Genomic DNA, 18879 nt, shown 5'->3' with positions numbered 1-18879 from the left:
TGGCGTGTGGCTGTACGTTCGTTTAGCTACTCGGTAAGCAGGGGGAGCAGCTTCCGAATGCCAGTGATTTGCTCCCCGCTGTCGTTGTTTCGCATCTCGCTATCGGTTTTCCGCTTCGCACACCGTTTTTTCGCTTCTCGTTGCCATTCTCCACTTCGCGCCACCGTTTTTTCGATTCTCGCTGCTGTTTTTCCGCTTCGCACCACCGTTTTTTCGCTTCTCGCTACCGTTTTTCCGCTTCTCGCTACCGTTTTTCCGCTTCGCACAGCCGTTTTTTCGCTTCTCGTTGCCGTTTTCCACTTCGCACCACCGTTTTTTCGCTTCTCGCTGCCGGTTTCCACTTCGCACCACCGTTTTTTCGCTTCTCGCCGCCTTTTTGCCCTTCCGCACTGCCGCTTTTTCCATCCGCTCGCAACATATTCCGCGCAATCCCAGCCAACACTCTCGCGCATTTTTTGGCTTTCGGTTATGATGGGACAAAAGGAGTGAATGATCGTGATCACCGTTTATGTCAAACGTCCGCATGAGGACGCAACGATTGCCGAAATTGCCGATACGGATGCTTTATCCGAGCTGGTCGATGGGGATTTTGAAGTGGTGACGGACGACCATCTGGAAGGGATCTCGCTGATCGTGAATGAAGACGGACGAGGTGTATTGGCCAACAATTTTCCGATTACCGCAGACGGCTACCTCGACTGGGTATATGGCCCGTGTGTGTTCGTCAAGGCAGACGGCCGTTCTCTTAGCGAGGACGACATTCGTGTCATCGACCAGTTTCTCGCCGCCAAAAAATAGCAGCTGCCAAAAACAAAAAGACCCCTCCTCCGTCAGCGCATGTGTCTCGCACACTTGCTCGGAGTCAGGGGTCTGTTCTTTTTTAGGGCTGTCTTATCCGTTAATGCCGCTGCTGCCGAAGCCGCCAGCGCCTCTCTCAGTCTCATCCAGCTCGTCTACCACTTCGAAACGGGCAACAGGCACGACACCGATTACGCCTTGCGCGACGCGGTCGCCTTTTTTGATGAAATAGCTGTGAGAATCCACTTCTGTGTCTACCGTCACTTCTTTTTCTCCCGCATCCAGGCAGACGTTGCCGATCTTGCCGGACGGAATGCGGATGTTTTCCATCAAGACGCACACTTCTCCGCGGTATCCCGCATCGATCGTGCCCGGAGCGTTCGGCAGGCGCAGTTTTGTTTTCGCGCCAATGCCGGAGCGCGGACGCACTTGCAGCTCGTAGCCCTCTGGCAGTGCAAAAGCAAGTCCGGTCGGGATTTTGACGGTTTGCCCCGGAGCAATCAACACGTCTTCGACGGCAACGAGGTCAAATCCCGCGTCCAAGGCACGGGCGTATTGGGGAATGACTGCCTCCGGGTGCAGTTTTTTTAGTTTGACCTGGGCAACCAGGCGATCATTTGTCTGATTCATCAAAAGTCTCTCCTCATCTATCACCATTCTGCTAATGTCCTTCCATAGTGTACAAGATGGGCCACCATCCAGCAAGTTCAGCCACTTGCCCGCGTTTTCATAGAACGATCACAAATTCCTGTCTTTTTCTACACTTTTGTTTGCGGATTATGATATAATCACCGTTGCGTCATAAACTACAATTGAAAAAAGAAAGGTGGATTGTACCTTGCAAGTACAAAAACCATACCGCATTTTGCTCTACTACAAGTATACTCCGTTGGAAAACTACGAGGAGTATGCTGCTGAACACTTGCAATTTTGCAAGGAAAACGGACTCAAAGGACGGATCATCATCGCTCCGGAAGGAATTAACGGAACGGTATCCGGCACTGTCGAGCAGACCGACGCTTACATGGAATACGTGCGAAAAGACCCGCGCTTCGCGGACATGTGGTTTAAAATAGACGAATCGGAAGAACACGCATTCAAAAAAATGTTTGTTCGCGCGAAAAAAGAACTGGTGACCTGGCGTCTGGAAAACGACGTTGATCCGAATGAGAAAACAGGACACTATTTGAGCCCGAAAGAGTTTTACGAAATGATGCAGCAAGAGGACGTTGTCATCCTCGACGGCCGCAACTACTACGAATACGACCTCGGACACTTCCGTGGCGCGATTCGTCCAGAAGTAGATTCTTCCCGCGAGTTCCCTGAGTGGATTGCGGAAAACATGAGCCAATTCAAAGACAAAAAAGTCCTCACCTACTGCACAGGCGGCATCCGCTGCGAAAAGCTGACAGGCGTGCTTTTGGATCAAGGCTTTGAAAATGTGTACCAGCTTCATGGCGGAATCGTCACCTACGGAAAAGATCCGGAAGTAAAAGGCCGCCTGTGGGACGGAAAATGCTACGTATTCGACGAGCGTATCTCCGTACCGATCAACCATACCGAAGAAGATGTGGTTATCGGCCGTTGCCACTACTGCGGCACTGTGGAAGATCGCTACGTGAACTGCGCCAACCCTTTCTGCAACAAACAGCACTTCTGCTGCACAGAGTGCGAGCAAAAATTCAAGCGTTCCTGCTCCGACGAATGCCGCGAGCATCCGCGCAACCGCTTCGTTGAAGAGGAAGAAAAAGCGAAGCTGCAAGCCGCTGGAGCGAACGCATAACGATATGAAAACGAGACAAGCTGACTGTGCTCTAGTGCCAGTCAGCTTGTTTTTTTGCGCGCCGCAGTCTGGTTTGGTGCGAAATACGGTAATCTCCGCCATCGCGCTTTGCCCATCCCCTCCCTTGCTTTCTTCTGAATTTTTTGTTTTATCGTTGCCAAAAAGCTCGTTCATTCGTATTACTTGGCGAAGTGTCAAAAAAAAACAGGAGACGTATGCCATGGAAAAAAAGCTCAGCATCATTCTCGGCTTCATTGTCGGGCTTGTGTTCGTCAACTTCGACTTTGACTATTCTTTTCTGCTCGAAATGAATGTCGATCCTGCTTTTGTGAGAGCGGCCGTCAAGACAACCGGTTTTGTAGGCGCTTTGTTCTGTGGACTCACCTTGCTATTCGACGCCTGGAAAGCCATTCGGTCCAGTTGATAATGGAGGGAACAACGCTTGTGAATGACTATATCTCGACCATGCGAAAGCTGATCGGCCACGAAACGCTGCTCACAGTCGGCTGCGGAGCCATTTTGGAAGACGAATCGGGACGCATCCTTTTGCAACAAAAACACAACCGCATCTGGGGCATTCCCGGCGGTCTGCTGGAGCTTGGCGAAACGTTCGCGGAGACGCTCAAACGCGAAGTGCTGGAGGAAACCAGTCTGACTGTCTTGCAGTGGCAATTGTTTGGCCTCTACTCAGGAAAGAATGGCTTCGCCCAGTATGCCAATGGGGATAAAGTGTTTAGCGTCCAGCTGATCTTTCGCGTCACGGACTACGCAGGCGTGCTCCAGACAAATGAAGAGAGCACCCGCCAACAGTTTTTTGCCAAAAACGAATTGCCGGACAGTCTGAACCCCCATCAGGCTCCGTTCATTTTGGACTGGGTACATGGAGTGACCCCGCCGATTGTCAGGTGAAGTCTGCGCCTCTCCCCATCTGGCCTTGAAAAGACGGAAGTACCCATGCGCTGATCTCTGCCAAATCGTCAATGACGGCATGAGCGTCGGCAGCTACTGCATACTGGGAGCAGCGTTTCCATACCGCCTTCATTCCAACCGCCCTGCTAGCGCGAACATCGTTGTCGGGGTGGTCACCTATGTACATCGCCTGTTCAGCAGGCACTCCAAGCTTGTCCAATGCCCGGTGAAAAATCGCCGGATCAGGCTTGCGCAAGCCTTCCCATTCCGATATGAGCACCTCGTCAAAATAAGGCGCGATGCCCAGTGCCTTGACATTGTCGTACTGGAACTGCCCGAAACCGTTTGAGATCAAGCCCAGCCGGATGCCCTGCTTTTGCAGGTCGGCAAGCATTTCATGCAGATGCGGGAACGCGACACAATGCTTTTGAAAATGACAGAGGTAGTCTTGCAGCAAAAAGGCCGCTTCCAGCTTCGCAATGGCAAGCTCCTCGATGAGCTGCGCGTACACTTTGTCCTTCCATACGTATCCGTGCTGATCCAGCTCGATAAAACGTTGCACGAATGTTTCCTGTCGGACGTGCTGAAGCTGGGAAATTCGCTCGTACTGGTCGTGGACAAACCGGATGAGCGAAGTGTCGCGGTCGAGCAAAGTGCCGTCCAGATCGAATAGTACCGCTTGTATCATCTGCATCACGCTCCTTTTTGAATGATACGAACATTCCCGCATGTAATTGTTCCACAACCATTTGCCCGCTTCCCTGCATTTGGTAAACTAAGAAAGATCAAATCAAACAGAAAAAGGTGAAAATTATGTCGCCGAACCATGAAGCAAGCATCCTGGAATGGCAAGCTGCATTAGAAGCAGGACAAACGACGTCCCGTGAGCTGACCATTCTGTTTTTGGAACGGATCGCTGCCTACGACAAACAGGGACCGACCATTAACGCCATCAGTGAAATCAATCCCGATGCCTTGCATATTGCCGAAGCTCTGGACAGGGAGCGGGCGATATCCGGCAGTCGCGGGCCGCTTCACGGCATTCCGATATTGATTAAAGACAACATTGCGACCGGAGACAACATGCACACGACAGCCGGGTCGCTCGCCTTGGCCGATTCGTACGCGTCAGCAGACTCGTTTGTCGCCGCACGTCTGCGCGAAGCAGGCGCCGTCCTGTTGGGCAAAACCAATCTGACCGAATGGGCTAACTTCATGGCTGACAACATGCTGAACGGCTACAGCTCGCGCGGCGGACAAGTTCTCAATCCGTACGATCCTGCGTTCGATGTCGGCGGCTCCAGCTCCGGTTCAGGCGCGGGAATCGCGGCAGGCTTTGCCGTAGCGGCTGTCGGAACAGAGACTTCCGGGTCGATCCTCGGCCCTGCCAAAAAAAATTCGCTCGTCGGCATCAAACCGACGGTAGGCTTGATCAGCCGCCAAGGCATTATCCCGATTTCCCACAGCCAGGACACGGCAGGCCCGATGACGCGGAACGTAACGGACGCGGCCATTTTGCTCGGTGTCCTGACAGGTGTCGATCCGCAGGACGCGGTGACCGGAAAAAGCGCAGGGCTGGCCCACCGCGATTACCTCCCCTTCCTCGACGCAAACGGACTGCAAGGTGCCCGAATCGGTGTCGTGCGTTCCGGCTATTTGGCTGAATGCGACGAGGAAGAAGCCGCTCTTTACGAAGCCGCTATCTCGCAGCTGCGGCAGGCTGGCGCTACTGTCATCGATTCCGTAAGCATTCCTTCTGAAAATGCCGATTGGAACTCGCAAGTTTTGTATCACGAGTTTAAGACAGGTGTAAATGCCTATTTGAAAACATTGCCCGCCTCTTTCCCAATCCGCACCCTGAAAGATATTGTCGCCTTCAATCGCAAGCACGAAGCAAGAGCGCTCCGGTTTGGGCAAAGCGTACTGGAGCAGTCCGAGCAAACCAGCGGCACCTTGACCGATCCTGCCTATTTGCGGCAAAGGCTGTACGATCTGGAAATGTCGCAACGCCAAGGGATCGACGCCGCACTCAAGGAACACGACCTGGACGCTCTGCTGTTCCCGGGAGACACGGGCTGTGACATTGCGGCGAAAGCGGGCTACCCGTCCATTGCCCTTCCCTCCGGCTACACTGCGCAAGGAAAGCCTTTTGGCATCATGCTGACTGGACTGGCCTTCTCGGAGCCTGCCCTTCTGCGCATGGGCTACGCCTACGAGCAAGCGACTTTGCTGCGTATCCCGCCTGTCTTGACGGAGCAAGCTTGATAGCTTAACTCCTTGTTGAGAACCTGGCGAGCGGCACAGACGATACACTGCTCTCGCCCATTCGTGTCGCAAACCAATCGCCAGAACGCCAATCCCAAGCTCAGTAGGATCGGAGGTGAATTTTTGTTGGAAAACGTTCGTTTGCGCCCGACCACTGCGGAAGATTTGCCGATTTTGTTTGAGCAGCAGCTCGACCCGGAGGCAAACCATATGGCCGCCTTTACCGCTAAAGACCCGAGTGACAGGCAAGCTTTTACCGCCCATTGGAACAAGATTTTGGCAGACAACTCGATTGAGAAAATGACCGTGCTTGCCGATGGACAGATCGCGGGCTACATCGTTTTCTTCGAGCAATTTGGCAGCCCTTCCGTCGGATATTGGCTTGGCAAACCATTTTGGGGCAAAGGGATCGCGACACAGGCGCTTACCGCCTTTCTCGCGCTTCTCCCCGTCCGACCTGTTTACGCCCGCGTCGCCAAAGACAACGTCGGTTCGATCCGCGTCCTGCACAAATGCGGCTTCCGCCAGGCAGGAGAAGACGCGGGATTTTCCAATGCCCGCGGCTGTGATGTCGAGGAGCTGATCATGGTGCGGGAAGCTTGACGGCTTGACGGCAGCATAAGTGACGCCAACGCCTCGAAACGCTCTGAAACCCCAGCATCTTCCAAGCGTATACACACATAGAACCGAGAATGTCTCCACAGGAGGGAAGTGCCGTGGCTCTTTTCGGCAACATACTGGCTGCCATCCTCTTGTTCACCTGGGCTGGCGCAGAATTTCTGTTCGGCCCTGCCCCGGGAAAATGGCGGATGCGTCTCGGCTTTTTTCTCGGTCTGGTTGTCATCAGCGGTGTGCTCTACTGGGGCGGGTACTGGCTGATTGGTTGACAGTCTGAGCGCCCTGACTGCCCTTTCTGTTTCCGCCCACAAAAAACGCATGTACCCCGAATCGGTGCATGCGTTTTTCTTTACATAGTCGTTTGCTGTTCTGCCTTGCCCAGTCGGTCCTCGAAAAGCTTGCCGAGCTGGCCGATGTCCACTTCCCACTTGTCGTCCTTGTAGTAGACGGTCGCCTTCGTCTCGCCTTTTTTGCCTACGATGCGAATGCTCGCCGTCTTGACCTCGTAGGTGCCGTCCGGCTGAAACGTAATGTCTGCATCCTTCAGTTCGCTGTCGAGCACAGGCGTGATCGTCTTGTCCACCACTTCCTGCGTAGCCACCGCCGCTTGCCGTCCCATCTGGATGACTTCCTCCGGGCTGAAGTGAAAAAACAACACCAGTACGACTCCGATGATGGCTGCAAGCGAGATGATCCGAATCAAGCTGCGCACGACCCATTGAGCTGCCAAGATCAAGACTATGATACAAACCGCGACGGGCCAGTAATCTTTCACGAGTTGAAGAACTTGCTCCATCCTCATCACTCCTTCACCATTTCATTTTCGCCAAAAAAGGGCGGTCCCTAATCACAGACGACAGAGAAAATGGCGCTTTTTTTTGAAAAGTAGAAAAAACCGCCGCAAAGGTGCGGACGGACTCTTTCGGCACAACTTTTCAATCTGTAACACCATTCGACAACTGCCGCATCGAGTCCTGCCACGAAGCGCAAAAACGGCGACAAATCAATGACAAATGCGGGAAAGCTGATGGTGGAGACAAGCGCAATGAAGGCTGCCGTACGGATAACCTTTCCAGTCCGTACGGCAGCCTGTTTTTCTTTTGGCTCAGTGCCTGCTTAGTTCCTTTTGGCGAAGGCTACTGCTTGTGCTCTGCCCGTCGACACCCGGAACCCGCTGACCGCTTGATTGGCTGCTCGCGCAAAAGTGAGAGTTACGCCATACAAGCTTCCTCCGACTCCGGCGATAAACTGATCGGGGGCCGTGCGCAGCAGCAGCTGCTTTTTGTTCCGGCGATGCGAGAGATAGAGCGCCCCGTCCTCGACCAGCACCTCGTAGGCGGTTCCCAGCTCCGCGCTCTCGTACGTGCCCGCATATGCCAGCCCGTCTGCCTCGCATTCCTGATCAGGCTGCCATTTTTTCAGTGGGATACAGCGCGTTCCAAAGCGAAATCCGGCTGTTGAACCGAGATACAGCTCGTAGTTGGCCGTTCCCGCTTGATAGCGGTTTCCCTCCACCTGAACAAGGGGCGCAGCTCCGTACTCTTCAAGCAAATACAGCTGATCTCCCTTGCCCACCACTTGCGCGATGAGCGCGTACGTTCCGTCGGAATAATACGTCCCTGCCACGTCCTCGTCTGCAAAATCGGCATCGTAAAAGTCAGGCAAAACCTGCGGCTCCACCTCGCTCCGCTCCACTCCCAGCAGCAAGTCGACGATTTTCTCCGCAGCCCTGCCGATTACTACCGTATCCGTGTTGCTGAAAATGGCGATATCGATATCCTCTACAGGAAACCGGACGGTACAACTGCGGAATGCCGCGTCTGAACCGTCGTGCCCGATAAAAGGACGCCCCTGGTACAGAGCAGGATCATTCACGATCAATCCGCCCGCGTAATGAATCTTCGTTCCGTCCAGCAGTGTCGGGCAGGCAAACATCTCGGAAAGTGTCTCCCGTTTGCAAATGACCGGCTCCTTGAAGTTGGCCATCCACTTCATAAAATCAGTTGCGGTCGTGTGCAGCGAAGTGGCGCCATACGTGCCGTAGTTCAGCACGGCATGAATCAGCTCCCCGCCGACGCGCTTGTAAGAATCCGCGCCATTTGGAATCACCTGCCAATACCGATCCTTGAAGCACGTTTGCGCCATGCCGAGCGGGGCAAAAATCCGCTCACGGGCAAACTCGTTCAAACTTTTGCCGGACACTCTTTCAGCGATTTCGGCCAGGAGGGTAAAATTCGAGTTGCAGTACATATAGCGGGTAAGTGGCGGAAAATTCAGCTCCGTTTGCGTGGAAATAACGTCTTTGGCGTCAGACTGTGTGATCGTGTCATCAAGCCGGACTCCTTGCAGCATGAGCAGCTCCCACTGATCCCGGATGCCGCTCACGTTGTTCATCAGATTGCGCACCGATACAGGCTCGGCGAACGAAACCATGTCCGACACGTAGCTGCGAATGTCGTCATCTACGTTCAGTAGACCGTCTTCCTGAAGCAGCAGTACACACATCACTGTCACTTGCTTGGACACCGATGCAACATGAAACACCGTCTCGCCCGTGATCGGCAACCTATGCTCCACGCTGGCGTAGCCAAAGCAGTTTTCGTAGACGATTTCCCCGCCTTTGCGAACCACAACCTGTCCGCCCGGGCATACGCCTTGCTGCCAATCTGCGAACAAGTCATCGATTTTTGCCGCTATCTCCGCATCATATCTACTCACAACCTTGCCTCCTCTGGCTCAGCAGACCAGCTTCCTGTTACATCAGTCGACCTCTGCCTCTTTTTCCCAACTCTACCACTTCTGCCGAAAGCTTTCAATGAAAGCGACGAGGAGTTGAACCGCGTTTTCCAGATCGTCCAGATGCACGAGTCCAGTGGCAGAGTGAATGTAACGGGACGGGACCGAGATGCATCCGGCTACCGTTCCTTTGCCAGCGAGGCTGATCGAGTACGTGTCTGTCACGCAGTTCAAATACACGCCACGCTGGTACGGGATGTGATTTTCTTCTGCCGTTTGCACCAGCTTTCTCGTCAGCTTTTTCGGGACGCTGCTTCCCGCCCAGTTGTCGGTGACCCACTCGTAAAACAGGATGACCGGGCCGCCGCCAAGCGTCAGCGGAATCATTTTCTCTTCGATCTTCGGCGTTCCGCCAGTGAGCGCGACATCGAGCGCCAGCGCAACGTCCGGCTGAACGGCAAAAGCGGCAGGGCCTGCGCCGCGCATCCCGACTTCTTCCTGAACCGAGCCGACCGCATAGACCGATGCGGTGAGCTGTTTGCCCGCGAGCCGCTTCATGACTTCGAGCATGACGGCGCAGCCGGAGCGGTCATCGACTGCTTTTCCGGTAAACACTTTGCCGCCGTTCAAAAATTGCCCCTCCCGCGAAAAGGTGACGAAATCGCCGACCGTGACGCCAAGCGCTTCTGTTTCCTCTCGGCTCGCCGTCCCTACGTCCACATACAGCTCGCTAAGCGGAATCGCCAGCTTCGCCTCTTCCGCCGTCACGATATGGGACGGCTTCGCTCCTGTGACTCCCTTGACGACGCCTTTGTCCGTATGAATGTCCAGCACCTGGTTGATCACCATGCGGCTATCGTGACCGCCGACCGGGTGAAACCAGACAAATCCTTTTTCGTCAATGTAGCTGACGATAAAGCCGATCTCGTCCATATGCGCGCACAACATGATTTTCAGGTCGGGATCGCTCCCTTTTTTAATGAAAAACTGGTTGCCTAGCGCATCGCTTTGGTGCTCGTCCACCACATCCAGCAAATTTTCCCGCAAGTAAGCGGCAACCCGCTCCTCATCCCCCGCCACACCGGGGATCGCGTCCAGTTCGGTCAGCCATTTTTGCAAACTCATGTCATTGCTCCTCTCCTGATTCTGCTTTGGGCAACTGGCGCTGCATCATGTTCCCTAGCTCTGCCACCACCGTGTCCGGGCTTTGTGCCAGCGCGTCCGCCACCCGTTGGCGAATCGGCAGCGGCTTGTCCTGGCTCAGCTTGAACGCCCCTTCGATTTTCGTTACCTGGATCTCGAAAGCAACCAGCTCTTGTTTCAGCTTTTCTGTATAATCTTGTGGAATGGCGTCAAAATGCTTTTCATAAGCAGGCTCGAACGTGCGGATCGTCTGCAACAGCGTCTGCGCGACGTCTTCTGCCTGCGAATAAATGACAGGCTTGCCGTAGACGTGCACAGCCGCGTAGTTCCAAGTCGGCACACCGTAGCGGCTTTCATAATATTGCGGCGAAATATACGCATGCGGCCCTTGGAACATGACCAGCACGTCCTGCTCCGCAAACGTTCGCCATTGCGGATTCGCCAAAGCCATGTGGCTGACCAGCGTGATCTTCGCCTGCTCGTGCTCATGCTCCACCAAAAAAGGCAAATGGGTCGCCAGCGGAATCGTCCCGTCGAAGCTGACGATGGTAGCAAAATGGTACTTTTTCATAAAGGCTACTAGCGTCTCTATATCGTTTTCGCGATAAGATGGGGGAATAAACATCGTCGACCTCCTTGTCTGTCAGGTGTAAAACACGCGTTTCAGCTCGGCAGCCGTTTCGGCCAACGCTTCTTTGCTCGCGTCTACCTCGCCGGAAAAGTTGAAAAAGCTGTGCACCATGCCAAGGTAGCGCTTTGCTTTTGCCGCGACACCGAACGAAGCCAGCCGCTCGGCATACAGCTCTCCTTCGTCGCGCAAAGGATCGAACTCGGCCGTGACGATTACAGCTTGCGGCAAGCCGCTTAAATCGGCAGCAAGCAAGGGAGAGGCGAGCGGGTCGTTGATCTGTTCCTCATCCTGCAAGTAATGAGCGCGGAACCAGAGCATCTCGTCGTAAGTCAAGTTGTATTGATTCCCGCATTCCCGACAAGACGCCGTATCGAGGGCAAACGAGACAACCGGATAGATCAGCAGCTGGCAGCACAAGCCAAACTCGCCGCGATCGCGCGCCAGCAAGGAGACGACAGCCGCCAAGTTGCCGCCTGCGCTCTCTCCGCCAACAGCGATTCGCTTGCTGTCTCCGTTGAAGGAAGCCGCATGCTCAACTACCCACTTGGTCGCCGCATACGCATCCGAGACGGCTGTCGGGAACTTGTGCTCAGGCGCGAGGCGATAGTCGACAGAGACGACGATGCAGCTCGCCGCTTGTGCATAATAGCGACAAATGCGATCGGTTATCTCGATATTCCCGAGCACGAAGCCGCCCCCGTGAAAAAAGACGAACACAGGCAGAAGCTCCGGCAACCCTTCCCCGCCTGGGGTGTACAAACGAATCGGCAGCTCTGCTCCCCCTTGTTCTGCCACCGCAATCACCCGATCCTCTACCGCTGCTACAGACGTCTCAAGCTCCGAGAGATTGGCCCGCGCTCGTGAAAAAGCGAGACGCGCTTCTGCGGGCGTCATAGATTCGGTATCTGGCAGTCCAAGCAAGCTTTGTTTGCGAAATACTTCCTTTACTTGCGGATGTACACTCATGCCTTCCTCCCCTTCTCTTGACGAGTCCACATGCGAAATCCGAAAAAGGCCGCCCACGCCTGCTCGTCGTCATTGGCAAAAAACCGGATCGGGTACTCGTCCTTTTCCATGACAAGTGTCTGACTGTCGCTGGCGCGCAAATCGTAGCGCTCGCCGCCAAAAACGAGAGTCGGCTTGTCTTGGGCAAGCTCAATCTGCAAGCTGCCCCCCTCTCTGGACTGATACGTGCCTGCGAGCTTTTCCAGTTGTTCCTTTGTCGCCGTATAGTGCGGCTCCTGGCTTGCTTTTTGCGTGAGCGGCAAGCCGAGCGCCTGGTTGACCGCCGCCAGCCAAATGTCTCCTGCTGGCATATCCGTCGCGTTGATCAGGACAGCTGCGACAAGCCCCTGTTCCGGGACGAAACCGAAGCAAGACGATACCCCTTGCTGACTTCCGCCGTGGCTGACGAGCGTCACGCCCGAATAATCGGGAACGATCTCCAGCGCCAGTCCGTAAAATTGCTTGCGGCCAACCTGATGAACAGGCTGCCACATTTTGCGCAGCAGCTCTTCGCTTGCGACCGGATTTTCGCCGCCTACAAAAGCCGCGCCGTAGCGCAACAGATCGTTGACCGTAGAGCGCAAGCCGCCGCCCACCTCGTAATTTCCCAGACTCGGCCACGGCACCGCTTCCAACTTGCCTGTCTCGTTGTTTTTCATATACGGTACAGAGACGTCAGCCATTTTCGCAATTTCTTCCAGACTGTACGTGGAGCGGTGCATGCCAAGCGGAGCGAGGATCGTTTCCGTGACGAATCTGCGGTAGAGACGGTTCGTCAGCCGTTCGATGATCGCGCCTTGCAGCAAAAAGGCATCGTTCGAGTAGCTGAAATACTCGCCCGGTTTGCCCAACAGCTCGTACTCCTGCCCCGCGATGTACGTGAGGTGGTCTTCCAGCCTGTTGATTTCCGGTTTGCGGGGAAGAGGCGGCAAGCCGCTCGTGTGCGACATCAAATGATGGACTTTTACCATGCCGGGGTCATCCATGCCGCACAGCTTGAACTCGGGAAGATGCGCGCATACCGGATCATCCAGGGATAAGCGCCCTGCTTCCACCAGCGAAAGCAGCGCCAGCACCGTCAGCGACTTCGTGACGGAGCCGCACCCGAACAGCGTGTCGGGGCCAATCGGCCGCTTCGTTTGCAAATCGGCATAGCCAAAGCCGCGCTCGTATACAACCGTTCCGTTTTTCGCAACAGCGATGGCGATGCCCGGAATTTGCTCTTCGTCCATCCGCTTGGTGACGTATGCTTCGAACTCAGGCCAGTTTTCCACTGCCATCTGTGTCACTCCCCCTTCTCCCCATACAAATGGCATTTGACATAACGCTGCGGAAGCACTTCCGCAAAGCTCGGTATTTCCTTGGCGCAAATGTCGAACGCTTTCGGACAGCGCGTGTGAAAGCGACAACCGCTTGGCGGATTCAGCGGATTGGGAATCTCGCCTTGCAAAACGATTCGTTCTCTGGACTGCTCCTGAACCGGGTCAGGCAAGGGAATGGCGGACAGCAGCGCTTCCGTGTACGGATGCAGCGGTCGCGCATACAGCTCATCGCTTGCGGCAAGCTCGACCAGTTGCCCGAGGTACATGACGGCGATCCGGTCGCTAATATGCTTCACCATGGACAAGTCGTGGGCGATAAACAAATAGGTCAGCTGTTTTTGCCGCTGCAAATCCATCAGCAGGTTGACGATTTGCGCCTGAATCGACACATCGAGGGCGGCAATCGGCTCATCCGCCACGATAAAGGAAGGCTCGACTGCCAACGCCCGGGCAATCCCGATCCGCTGACGCTGCCCGCCGCTAAATTCGTGCGGGTAACGATTCGCCTGTCTGGAACTGAGTCCGACAAGCTCCAGAAGCGCGCTGACCTGCTCTTTCCGCTCTTTTTTCGCAAGATTCGGACGATGGATCATCAGCCCTTCGGAAATGATCTCGGTGACAGTCATTCGCGGATTCAACGACGAGTACGGGTCTTGAAAAATCATTTGCATCTGGCTGGTGTACGCCTTGTGCCCCTTGCGCTCGGTCATGTCGCTTACACGCTCGCCCGCAAAGCGAATTTCGCCGCCAGTCGGCTTGTACAGCTGCAACAGCGTCCGGCCCACCGTCGATTTGCCACACCCGGACTCTCCAACCAGTCCCAACGTCTCTCCTTGCCAAATGTGAAAGCTGACATCATCGACTGCGCGCAGCGTCTGATTCGGCCCGAGCTGGAAATGCTTGCTGAGATGGTTCACTTCAAGTAGTACGCGGTTGTTCATGGCCTCATTCACCCTCCTGCGACTCCTGCCAGCCGCTCTTGCTGCTGCGCCCGCTGATCGAGCAGCCAGCACTTGGCTGTATGCCCGCTCGACACTTCTGTGAGTGGCGGCGAAAAATGTTTGCACACCTTCATCACGTGCGCACATCTCGGGGCGAACGGGCAGCCTTGTTGCTGGCGGGCGAGATCAGGCGGCGTACCCGGAATCGGGATGAGCGGCTCGGTGCCAGCGGCATCCAGACGAGGCATCGAGCGCAGCAATCCCCACGTGTACGGATGTTTGGGACGGTAAAAAATTTCCGCAATCAGCCCTGTCTCCACTACCTCTCCGGCATACATCACAGCCACTTTTTGCGCCATGTTGGCGACAACGCCCAAGTCATGCGTGATCAAAATGATGCCCGTCCCCGTCCGTTGCTGAAGCGACTTCATCAGCTCCAAAATTTGCGCCTGCACCGTCACGTCGAGCGCAGTCGTCGGCTCGTCGGCGATCAGGACTTTCGGGTCGCAGGCAAGCGCCATCGCAATCCCGACACGCTGGCGCATTCCCCCGGAAAAATGGTGCGGGTACGCCCTGATCCGCTCCTGCGCGTTCGGAATGCCGACCAGTTGCAGCATGTTGACCGCTTTTTCATAGGCGGCGGCTTTGTCGAGCCGCTGGTGCTTGCTGATCCCTTCTACCAGTTGCTGGCCGATCGTCATCGTCGGATTCAGCGACGTCATCGGGTCCTGGAACACCATGGAGATTTCCGCTCCCCGAAGCGACTGAAGCTCTCGCGGAGGCAACGCCAGCACGTTTTGCCCTGCATAGGTGATCTGCCCGGCGGGGATGCTCGTGCTCTGCTTCGGCAAAAGCCGCATGATCGCTTTGGCCGTGACCGATTTGCCAGAGCCGGATTCACCCACGATGGCGAGCGTCTCCTGCTTTTGCAAGCAAAAGCTGACCCCTCTTACCGCATGCACCTCGCCTCGCTGGGAATGAAACGCAACATGCAAGCCGTCTACTGTCAGGATCGGTTGATTCATCGACATCCCCTCCTTATTTCGTCATTTTCGGATCGAGCGCATCGCGCAGCCCGTCCGCAAGCAGGTTGAAGCTGATCATGATCAAACTGATCATCACGGCGGGAATCACCAGCTTGTAAGGGAACAGCCGCATCCCTTTGTAGCCGTCGTTGATCAGAACCCCAAGCGAGGCGAGCGGCGCCTGTAGACCAAGCCCGATAAAGCTCAGAAACGCTTCAAAAAATATCGCGGTCGGCAGTGTGAACATCAAAGTGACGATGATCGGCCCCAGCGCGTTCGGGATCAAATGCTTGAACATGATCCGGCTGTTGGAAACCCCGAGCGACCGCGCAGCCAGCACAAATTCCTGACCTTTTAGCTGCAAAATTTGTCCGCGGACAATCCGCGCCATCCCGACCCAGCCTGTAATCGCCATCGCCAAAATGATCGACGTGATTCCCGGCTCCAAGATGAGAATGAACAAGATAATGACGATCAGATTGGGGATGCCGACGAGCACTTCAATGATGCGCTGCATGACGTTGTCGATTTTTCCGCCGTAATAAGCCGAGATCCCGCCATAAAGGACGCCGATGAACAAGTCCAGCAAGGCAGCTACGAGGGCAATCAACAGCGAAATTTGCGTGCCCTTCCACACCCGCATCCACATATCCCGGCCAAATTCGTCCGTGCCGAACCAGTGCGCCTCCGTTATATTCCGTTTCGCGTACAGATCGGCTCCGTTGCTGTCCAGCCCGTCAAACCCGAGCCACCCCAGCCCGCTTATTTTCGGCGGCAGGTTGGAATGGGCCACATTTTGCCCGTCATAAGTGTATGGGGTCAGCAGCGGCCCGACAAAAGCCAGCACCGTAATGACCATGATCAACACGAAGGCAGGGACGACTCCGCGATTTTTTCCCAGCCGTTTGAGCGCAGCCTTCCAGGGCGAATCCGCAGCTGAAGCCGCAACCTCCATCGCTGCTTCTGCTGCAAATGGCTCGTGCACAAACAAATCGTCTGTTATTTCATGCGGGGACGTCCCGGTTGCCGGCAAAGTCCTCATGTGCTTTCCCCCCATTTTTCACGAATGCGCGGGTCCAAAATCCCGTAGATCATATCGACCAAAAGCACGACCAGAATGAACAACGTGCTGTAAAAGAGCGTAATGCCCATGATCACACTGTAGTCGTTCACCATGATGGATAAAATGAACTGCTCCCCCAGCCCTGGCACCGAAAAAATTTTCTCAATCACCAATGTTCCGGTCATGATCGACACCGCCATTGGCCCAAGCATGGTCACGACCGGGATCAGCGAATTGCGCACGACGTGCTTCCACACCACGGCAAACTCCGAAATCCCTTTGGCCCGCGCGCTCAAAATATAGTCCTGCGTGAGCACCTCCAGCATTTCCGTGCGGATGAACCTGGCGACTGCCGCTATCACCGTCACGGATAGCGCCAAGGAAGGCAGGATGGAATAAGAGTAATCCTCCCAAAGTCCGGGCGGCAGCCAGCCGAGCTTGACGCCCACGTAATATTGCAACAGCGCCGCGAATACGAACGAAGGGATCGACATGCCCAGGACAGCCATCGTGACGGCTCCCAGGTCAAACAGGCTGTTCTGACGCAGCGCCGAGAGAATCCCCAGCCCCAGTCCGACAATCGAGCCGATCAGCATGGCTTGAAAGCCGATCAAAACAGACGGACCGATCCGCTTGAAAATGATGTCCGTGACCAGGCGCCCCTTGAATTGAAAGGAGACGCCCCAATCACCTTGAACCAAATTCCCCAGGTAGCGGGCGTATTGAACGGGCAGCGGCTGATCCAGTCCGTATTTTTGATTCAACGAAGCCAATTGCTGCTCGGACAGCTTGTCCGGGTTGCTGTACGGGGTGCCTGGAAGCAATTTCATCAGGAAAAAGGTCACGGTCGCAATGATGAACAAAGTCGTCAGCATGACTCCCAGTCGTTTCAAAAAATACAGTCTCATCCGCATGCCTCCCATTTCCGCGCCTGGCTTTTCAACCTTACTCCATATGCGTCCATTTGTACGTAAACTCCGGACCGCTCGGATGCCAGATCAGCCCTTTGATTTTTTGGCTCTGCAAAATGACTTCCCCGTATTGATACAGCGGGACGACCGCCGCATCTTTTTCGATGATGATTTTTTCCAGTTGCAGCAAGATGTCGTACCGTTTCCGCGGGTCCAGCTCCTTGTTGGCCTGTGCCACCAGCTGGTCAAACTGCGGGTTGGAATACTTCATCCGGTTCGCCGGTCCGCCCGTCACCCACATGTCCAAATACGTCATCGGGTCGATGTAATCCGGCCCCCATGTGGACAAAGCGATCTCATACTCAAACGCTTTTTCCTGTTTGATCCGCTGCTGGAACGGAACGGTTTTCAGCTTGAGCTTGAAGCCGGGCAAATTCGTTTCCAACTGCGCTTTCAAATACTCGGAAGTTTGTCGCATGTATTCCTGATCCGCCACAATCATGGACGTCGCAAGGCCGCTTTGTCCGATTTCAGCCAAGCCTTTTTGCCACAATGTTTTCGCTTCTTCGACCGTTCCTTTGTTCAATTGTCCGTTCAGCACACGATAATCTTTCATGTCCGGCGAGAGGGAGAACGCAGCAGGCACCAAGCCGTACAGCGGGATTGAACCATCGTTTAACACGACGTCTGTCAAGCTTTCCTTGTCAATCGCCATGCCGATCGCCCGGCGGATATTTTCGTTTTGGAAAGCGGCAACATCGGGATTCAGACGCATAAAAATGGTCGTCGGAGTCGCTACTTTTTGATAATCTTCCTTGCCTTTGTAAGCGTCAGCCAAAGAGGAGGTCAGACCTGTCACGCGATCAAGCTTCCCCGTTTCATACAGGTTGACGGCTGCCGAAGGTTCCTTTACGATATAGACATTGATCTCGTCCAACTGGACGTTCGCGGCGTCCCAGTAGGATTCGTTTTTCTTGTATTGCCAGCTTTGCTCGTGCTTCCAGTCGTTCAGAACAAAAGGTCCGTTCGCCAGCACCTGGTCGTACTCCAGGCCATACTTGTCGCCTGCTTTTTCCACGAATTTCTCGTTTTGCGGCAAAAACGGGGCAAGTGGCAGAAGCGGCAGGAACAGTGGATTCGCTCTGTCCAGCTTCACTTCCAGCGTCTTCGCATCAATCGCCTTGATGCCCAAATCGTCCGGCTTCTTCTCGCCTTGCAAAATCTTGTCGGCATTCGCAATCCCGGCCATTTCGAAAAATACGCCGAATGGCCCCACTTCCCGCAACACCCGCTTCCAGCCGTATTCAAAATCTTGGGCCGTTACCGGATCGCCGTTCGCCCATTTCGCATCGCGCAACAAAAACGTATGCGTCAAAGCGTCCTCGCTCGTTTTATGCTCCTGCGCAATCGCGAGGATCGGTTGGTGCTTGTCGTCGAAGCGGAACAACCCTTCGTTGATGTTGTTGAGCACCGTAGAGCTGACCGCATCGGAAATCTGGGCCACATCGAGCGTGGCGATCTCCGCGCCTTCGGACACATTCAGCACTTGCTTGACGGCACTCGCTTCGCCCTGCTTTCCTTCACTGGCAGGAGAAGCGTCATTTTTCCCAGCCGACCCGAAGTTGCATCCTGCGAGCGCCACGCCGCTTACGAGAACGGCTGTCACGAAACAAAGGAACCGCTTGCTTGCTACCCTCATGATTCTTTTCCCCCTTATGCTCCTGTCTGT

At 54.9% G+C, this 18879-nt stretch carries 21 protein-coding genes; 7 read left to right on the top strand and 14 right to left on the bottom strand.

Annotation, left to right across the window (positions count from 1 at the left end):
- Nucleotides 1-26 precede the first annotated feature (26 nt).
- Nucleotides 27-341, bottom strand: coding sequence for a hypothetical protein (locus tag NST23_RS12740; protein WP_173595853.1), 315 nt, complete (start codon nt 339-341; stop codon nt 27-29).
- A gap of 154 nt (nt 342-495) precedes the next feature.
- Between NST23_RS12740 and NST23_RS12735 the strand changes: the two genes are divergently transcribed.
- Nucleotides 496-798 (top strand): DUF3846 domain-containing protein, encoded by a 303-nt coding sequence (locus NST23_RS12735; protein ID WP_122963651.1) that lies wholly within the window; start codon nt 496-498, stop codon nt 796-798.
- 93 nt (nt 799-891) lie between these two features.
- On the opposite strand, the gene dut is transcribed toward NST23_RS12735, so the two are convergent.
- Nucleotides 892-1428: a dUTP diphosphatase gene (gene dut / locus NST23_RS12730; protein ID WP_122963484.1), complete on the bottom strand. Its 537-nt coding sequence runs from the start codon at nt 1426-1428 to the stop codon at nt 892-894.
- Between the two features lie 208 nt (nt 1429-1636).
- Here dut and trhO point away from each other — a divergent pair, with 208 nt between their 5' ends.
- From trhO to NST23_RS12715, 3 genes are all read left to right on the top strand, one after another.
- Nucleotides 1637-2581, top strand: coding sequence for an oxygen-dependent tRNA uridine(34) hydroxylase TrhO (trhO, locus tag NST23_RS12725; protein ID WP_122963485.1), 945 nt, complete (start codon nt 1637-1639; stop codon nt 2579-2581).
- Nucleotides 2582-2801: 220 nt separating this feature from the next.
- On the top strand, nt 2802-3005 hold the full coding sequence (locus NST23_RS12720; RefSeq protein WP_340963777.1) for a hypothetical protein: 204 nt from the start codon (nt 2802-2804) through the stop codon (nt 3003-3005).
- A gap of 20 nt (nt 3006-3025) precedes the next feature.
- A complete protein-coding gene (locus NST23_RS12715; RefSeq protein WP_340963774.1) occupies nt 3026-3490 on the top strand; it encodes an NUDIX hydrolase in 465 nt (154 codons plus the stop codon).
- Here the strand turns inward: NST23_RS12715 and NST23_RS12710 are convergent.
- Complete coding sequence (locus NST23_RS12710; RefSeq protein ID WP_340963771.1) at nt 3483-4178, bottom strand: HAD family hydrolase; 696 nt, start codon at nt 4176-4178, stop codon at nt 3483-3485. The two genes, NST23_RS12715 and NST23_RS12710, sit on opposite strands and share 8 nt — an antisense overlap.
- Before the next feature lie 125 nt (nt 4179-4303).
- Here NST23_RS12710 and NST23_RS12705 point away from each other — a divergent pair, with 125 nt between their 5' ends.
- The 3 genes from NST23_RS12705 (at nt 4304) to NST23_RS12695 (ending at nt 6642) form a co-directional block, all read left to right on the top strand.
- Nucleotides 4304-5755: an amidase family protein gene (locus tag NST23_RS12705; RefSeq protein WP_340963769.1), complete on the top strand. Its 1452-nt coding sequence runs from the start codon at nt 4304-4306 to the stop codon at nt 5753-5755.
- Nucleotides 5756-5881: 126 nt separating this feature from the next.
- The gene (locus NST23_RS12700; RefSeq protein ID WP_340965183.1) at nt 5882-6358 is read left to right on the top strand and encodes a GNAT family N-acetyltransferase; all 477 of its coding nucleotides are present in this window, start codon (nt 5882-5884) and stop codon (nt 6356-6358) included.
- Between the two features lie 113 nt (nt 6359-6471).
- Complete coding sequence (locus NST23_RS12695; RefSeq protein ID WP_340963767.1) at nt 6472-6642, top strand: hypothetical protein; 171 nt, start codon at nt 6472-6474, stop codon at nt 6640-6642.
- Between the two features lie 80 nt (nt 6643-6722).
- Here the strand turns inward: NST23_RS12695 and NST23_RS12690 are convergent, their stop codons facing one another.
- The 11 genes from NST23_RS12690 to NST23_RS12640 form a co-directional block, all read right to left on the bottom strand.
- The gene (locus NST23_RS12690) at nt 6723-7169 is read right to left on the bottom strand and encodes a hypothetical protein (RefSeq protein ID WP_122963495.1); all 447 of its coding nucleotides are present in this window, start codon (nt 7167-7169) and stop codon (nt 6723-6725) included.
- Nucleotides 7170-7489: 320 nt separating this feature from the next.
- Entirely contained in the window at nt 7490-9091 is a 1602-nt protein-coding gene (locus NST23_RS12685) for a serine hydrolase domain-containing protein (protein ID WP_280648322.1), read from the bottom strand.
- Nucleotides 9092-9163: 72 nt separating this feature from the next.
- The gene (locus tag NST23_RS12680) at nt 9164-10234 is read right to left on the bottom strand and encodes a M42 family metallopeptidase (RefSeq protein WP_242771689.1); all 1071 of its coding nucleotides are present in this window, start codon (nt 10232-10234) and stop codon (nt 9164-9166) included.
- A gap of 1 nt (nt 10235) precedes the next feature.
- The gene (locus NST23_RS12675; RefSeq protein WP_280648321.1) at nt 10236-10877 is read right to left on the bottom strand and encodes an FMN-binding negative transcriptional regulator; all 642 of its coding nucleotides are present in this window, start codon (nt 10875-10877) and stop codon (nt 10236-10238) included.
- 18 nt (nt 10878-10895) lie between these two features.
- Nucleotides 10896-11849, bottom strand: a complete 954-nt coding sequence (locus tag NST23_RS12670; RefSeq protein ID WP_173598817.1) for an alpha/beta hydrolase — start codon at nt 11847-11849, stop codon at nt 10896-10898.
- Nucleotides 11846-13168: a serine hydrolase domain-containing protein gene (locus NST23_RS12665; RefSeq protein WP_173598816.1), complete on the bottom strand. Its 1323-nt coding sequence runs from the start codon at nt 13166-13168 to the stop codon at nt 11846-11848. Before NST23_RS12665 ends, NST23_RS12670 begins: the two co-directional genes overlap by 4 nt.
- Nucleotides 13169-13173: 5 nt before the next feature.
- Nucleotides 13174-14151, bottom strand: coding sequence for an ABC transporter ATP-binding protein (locus NST23_RS12660; protein ID WP_217021786.1), 978 nt, complete (start codon nt 14149-14151; stop codon nt 13174-13176).
- A gap of 8 nt (nt 14152-14159) precedes the next feature.
- Nucleotides 14160-15176, bottom strand: coding sequence for an ABC transporter ATP-binding protein (locus NST23_RS12655; RefSeq protein ID WP_217021785.1), 1017 nt, complete (start codon nt 15174-15176; stop codon nt 14160-14162).
- Between the two features lie 13 nt (nt 15177-15189).
- Entirely contained in the window at nt 15190-16218 is a 1029-nt protein-coding gene (gene opp3C / locus NST23_RS12650) for an oligopeptide ABC transporter permease (RefSeq protein WP_242771696.1), read from the bottom strand.
- Nucleotides 16215-17147: an ABC transporter permease gene (locus NST23_RS12645; protein WP_173598813.1), complete on the bottom strand. Its 933-nt coding sequence runs from the start codon at nt 17145-17147 to the stop codon at nt 16215-16217. Before NST23_RS12645 ends, opp3C begins: the two co-directional genes overlap by 4 nt.
- Before the next feature lie 37 nt (nt 17148-17184).
- Complete coding sequence (locus NST23_RS12640) at nt 17185-18849, bottom strand: peptide ABC transporter substrate-binding protein (protein WP_340963765.1); 1665 nt, start codon at nt 18847-18849, stop codon at nt 17185-17187.
- Nucleotides 18850-18879: the final 30 nt, after the last annotated feature.

The sequence above is a fragment of the Brevibacillus sp. FSL K6-0770 genome, from assembly GCF_038000275.1.
Lineage (GTDB): Bacteria > Bacillota > Bacilli > Brevibacillales > Brevibacillaceae > Brevibacillus > Brevibacillus parabrevis.
This window is presented reverse-complemented; position numbering and strand designations above follow the sequence as displayed.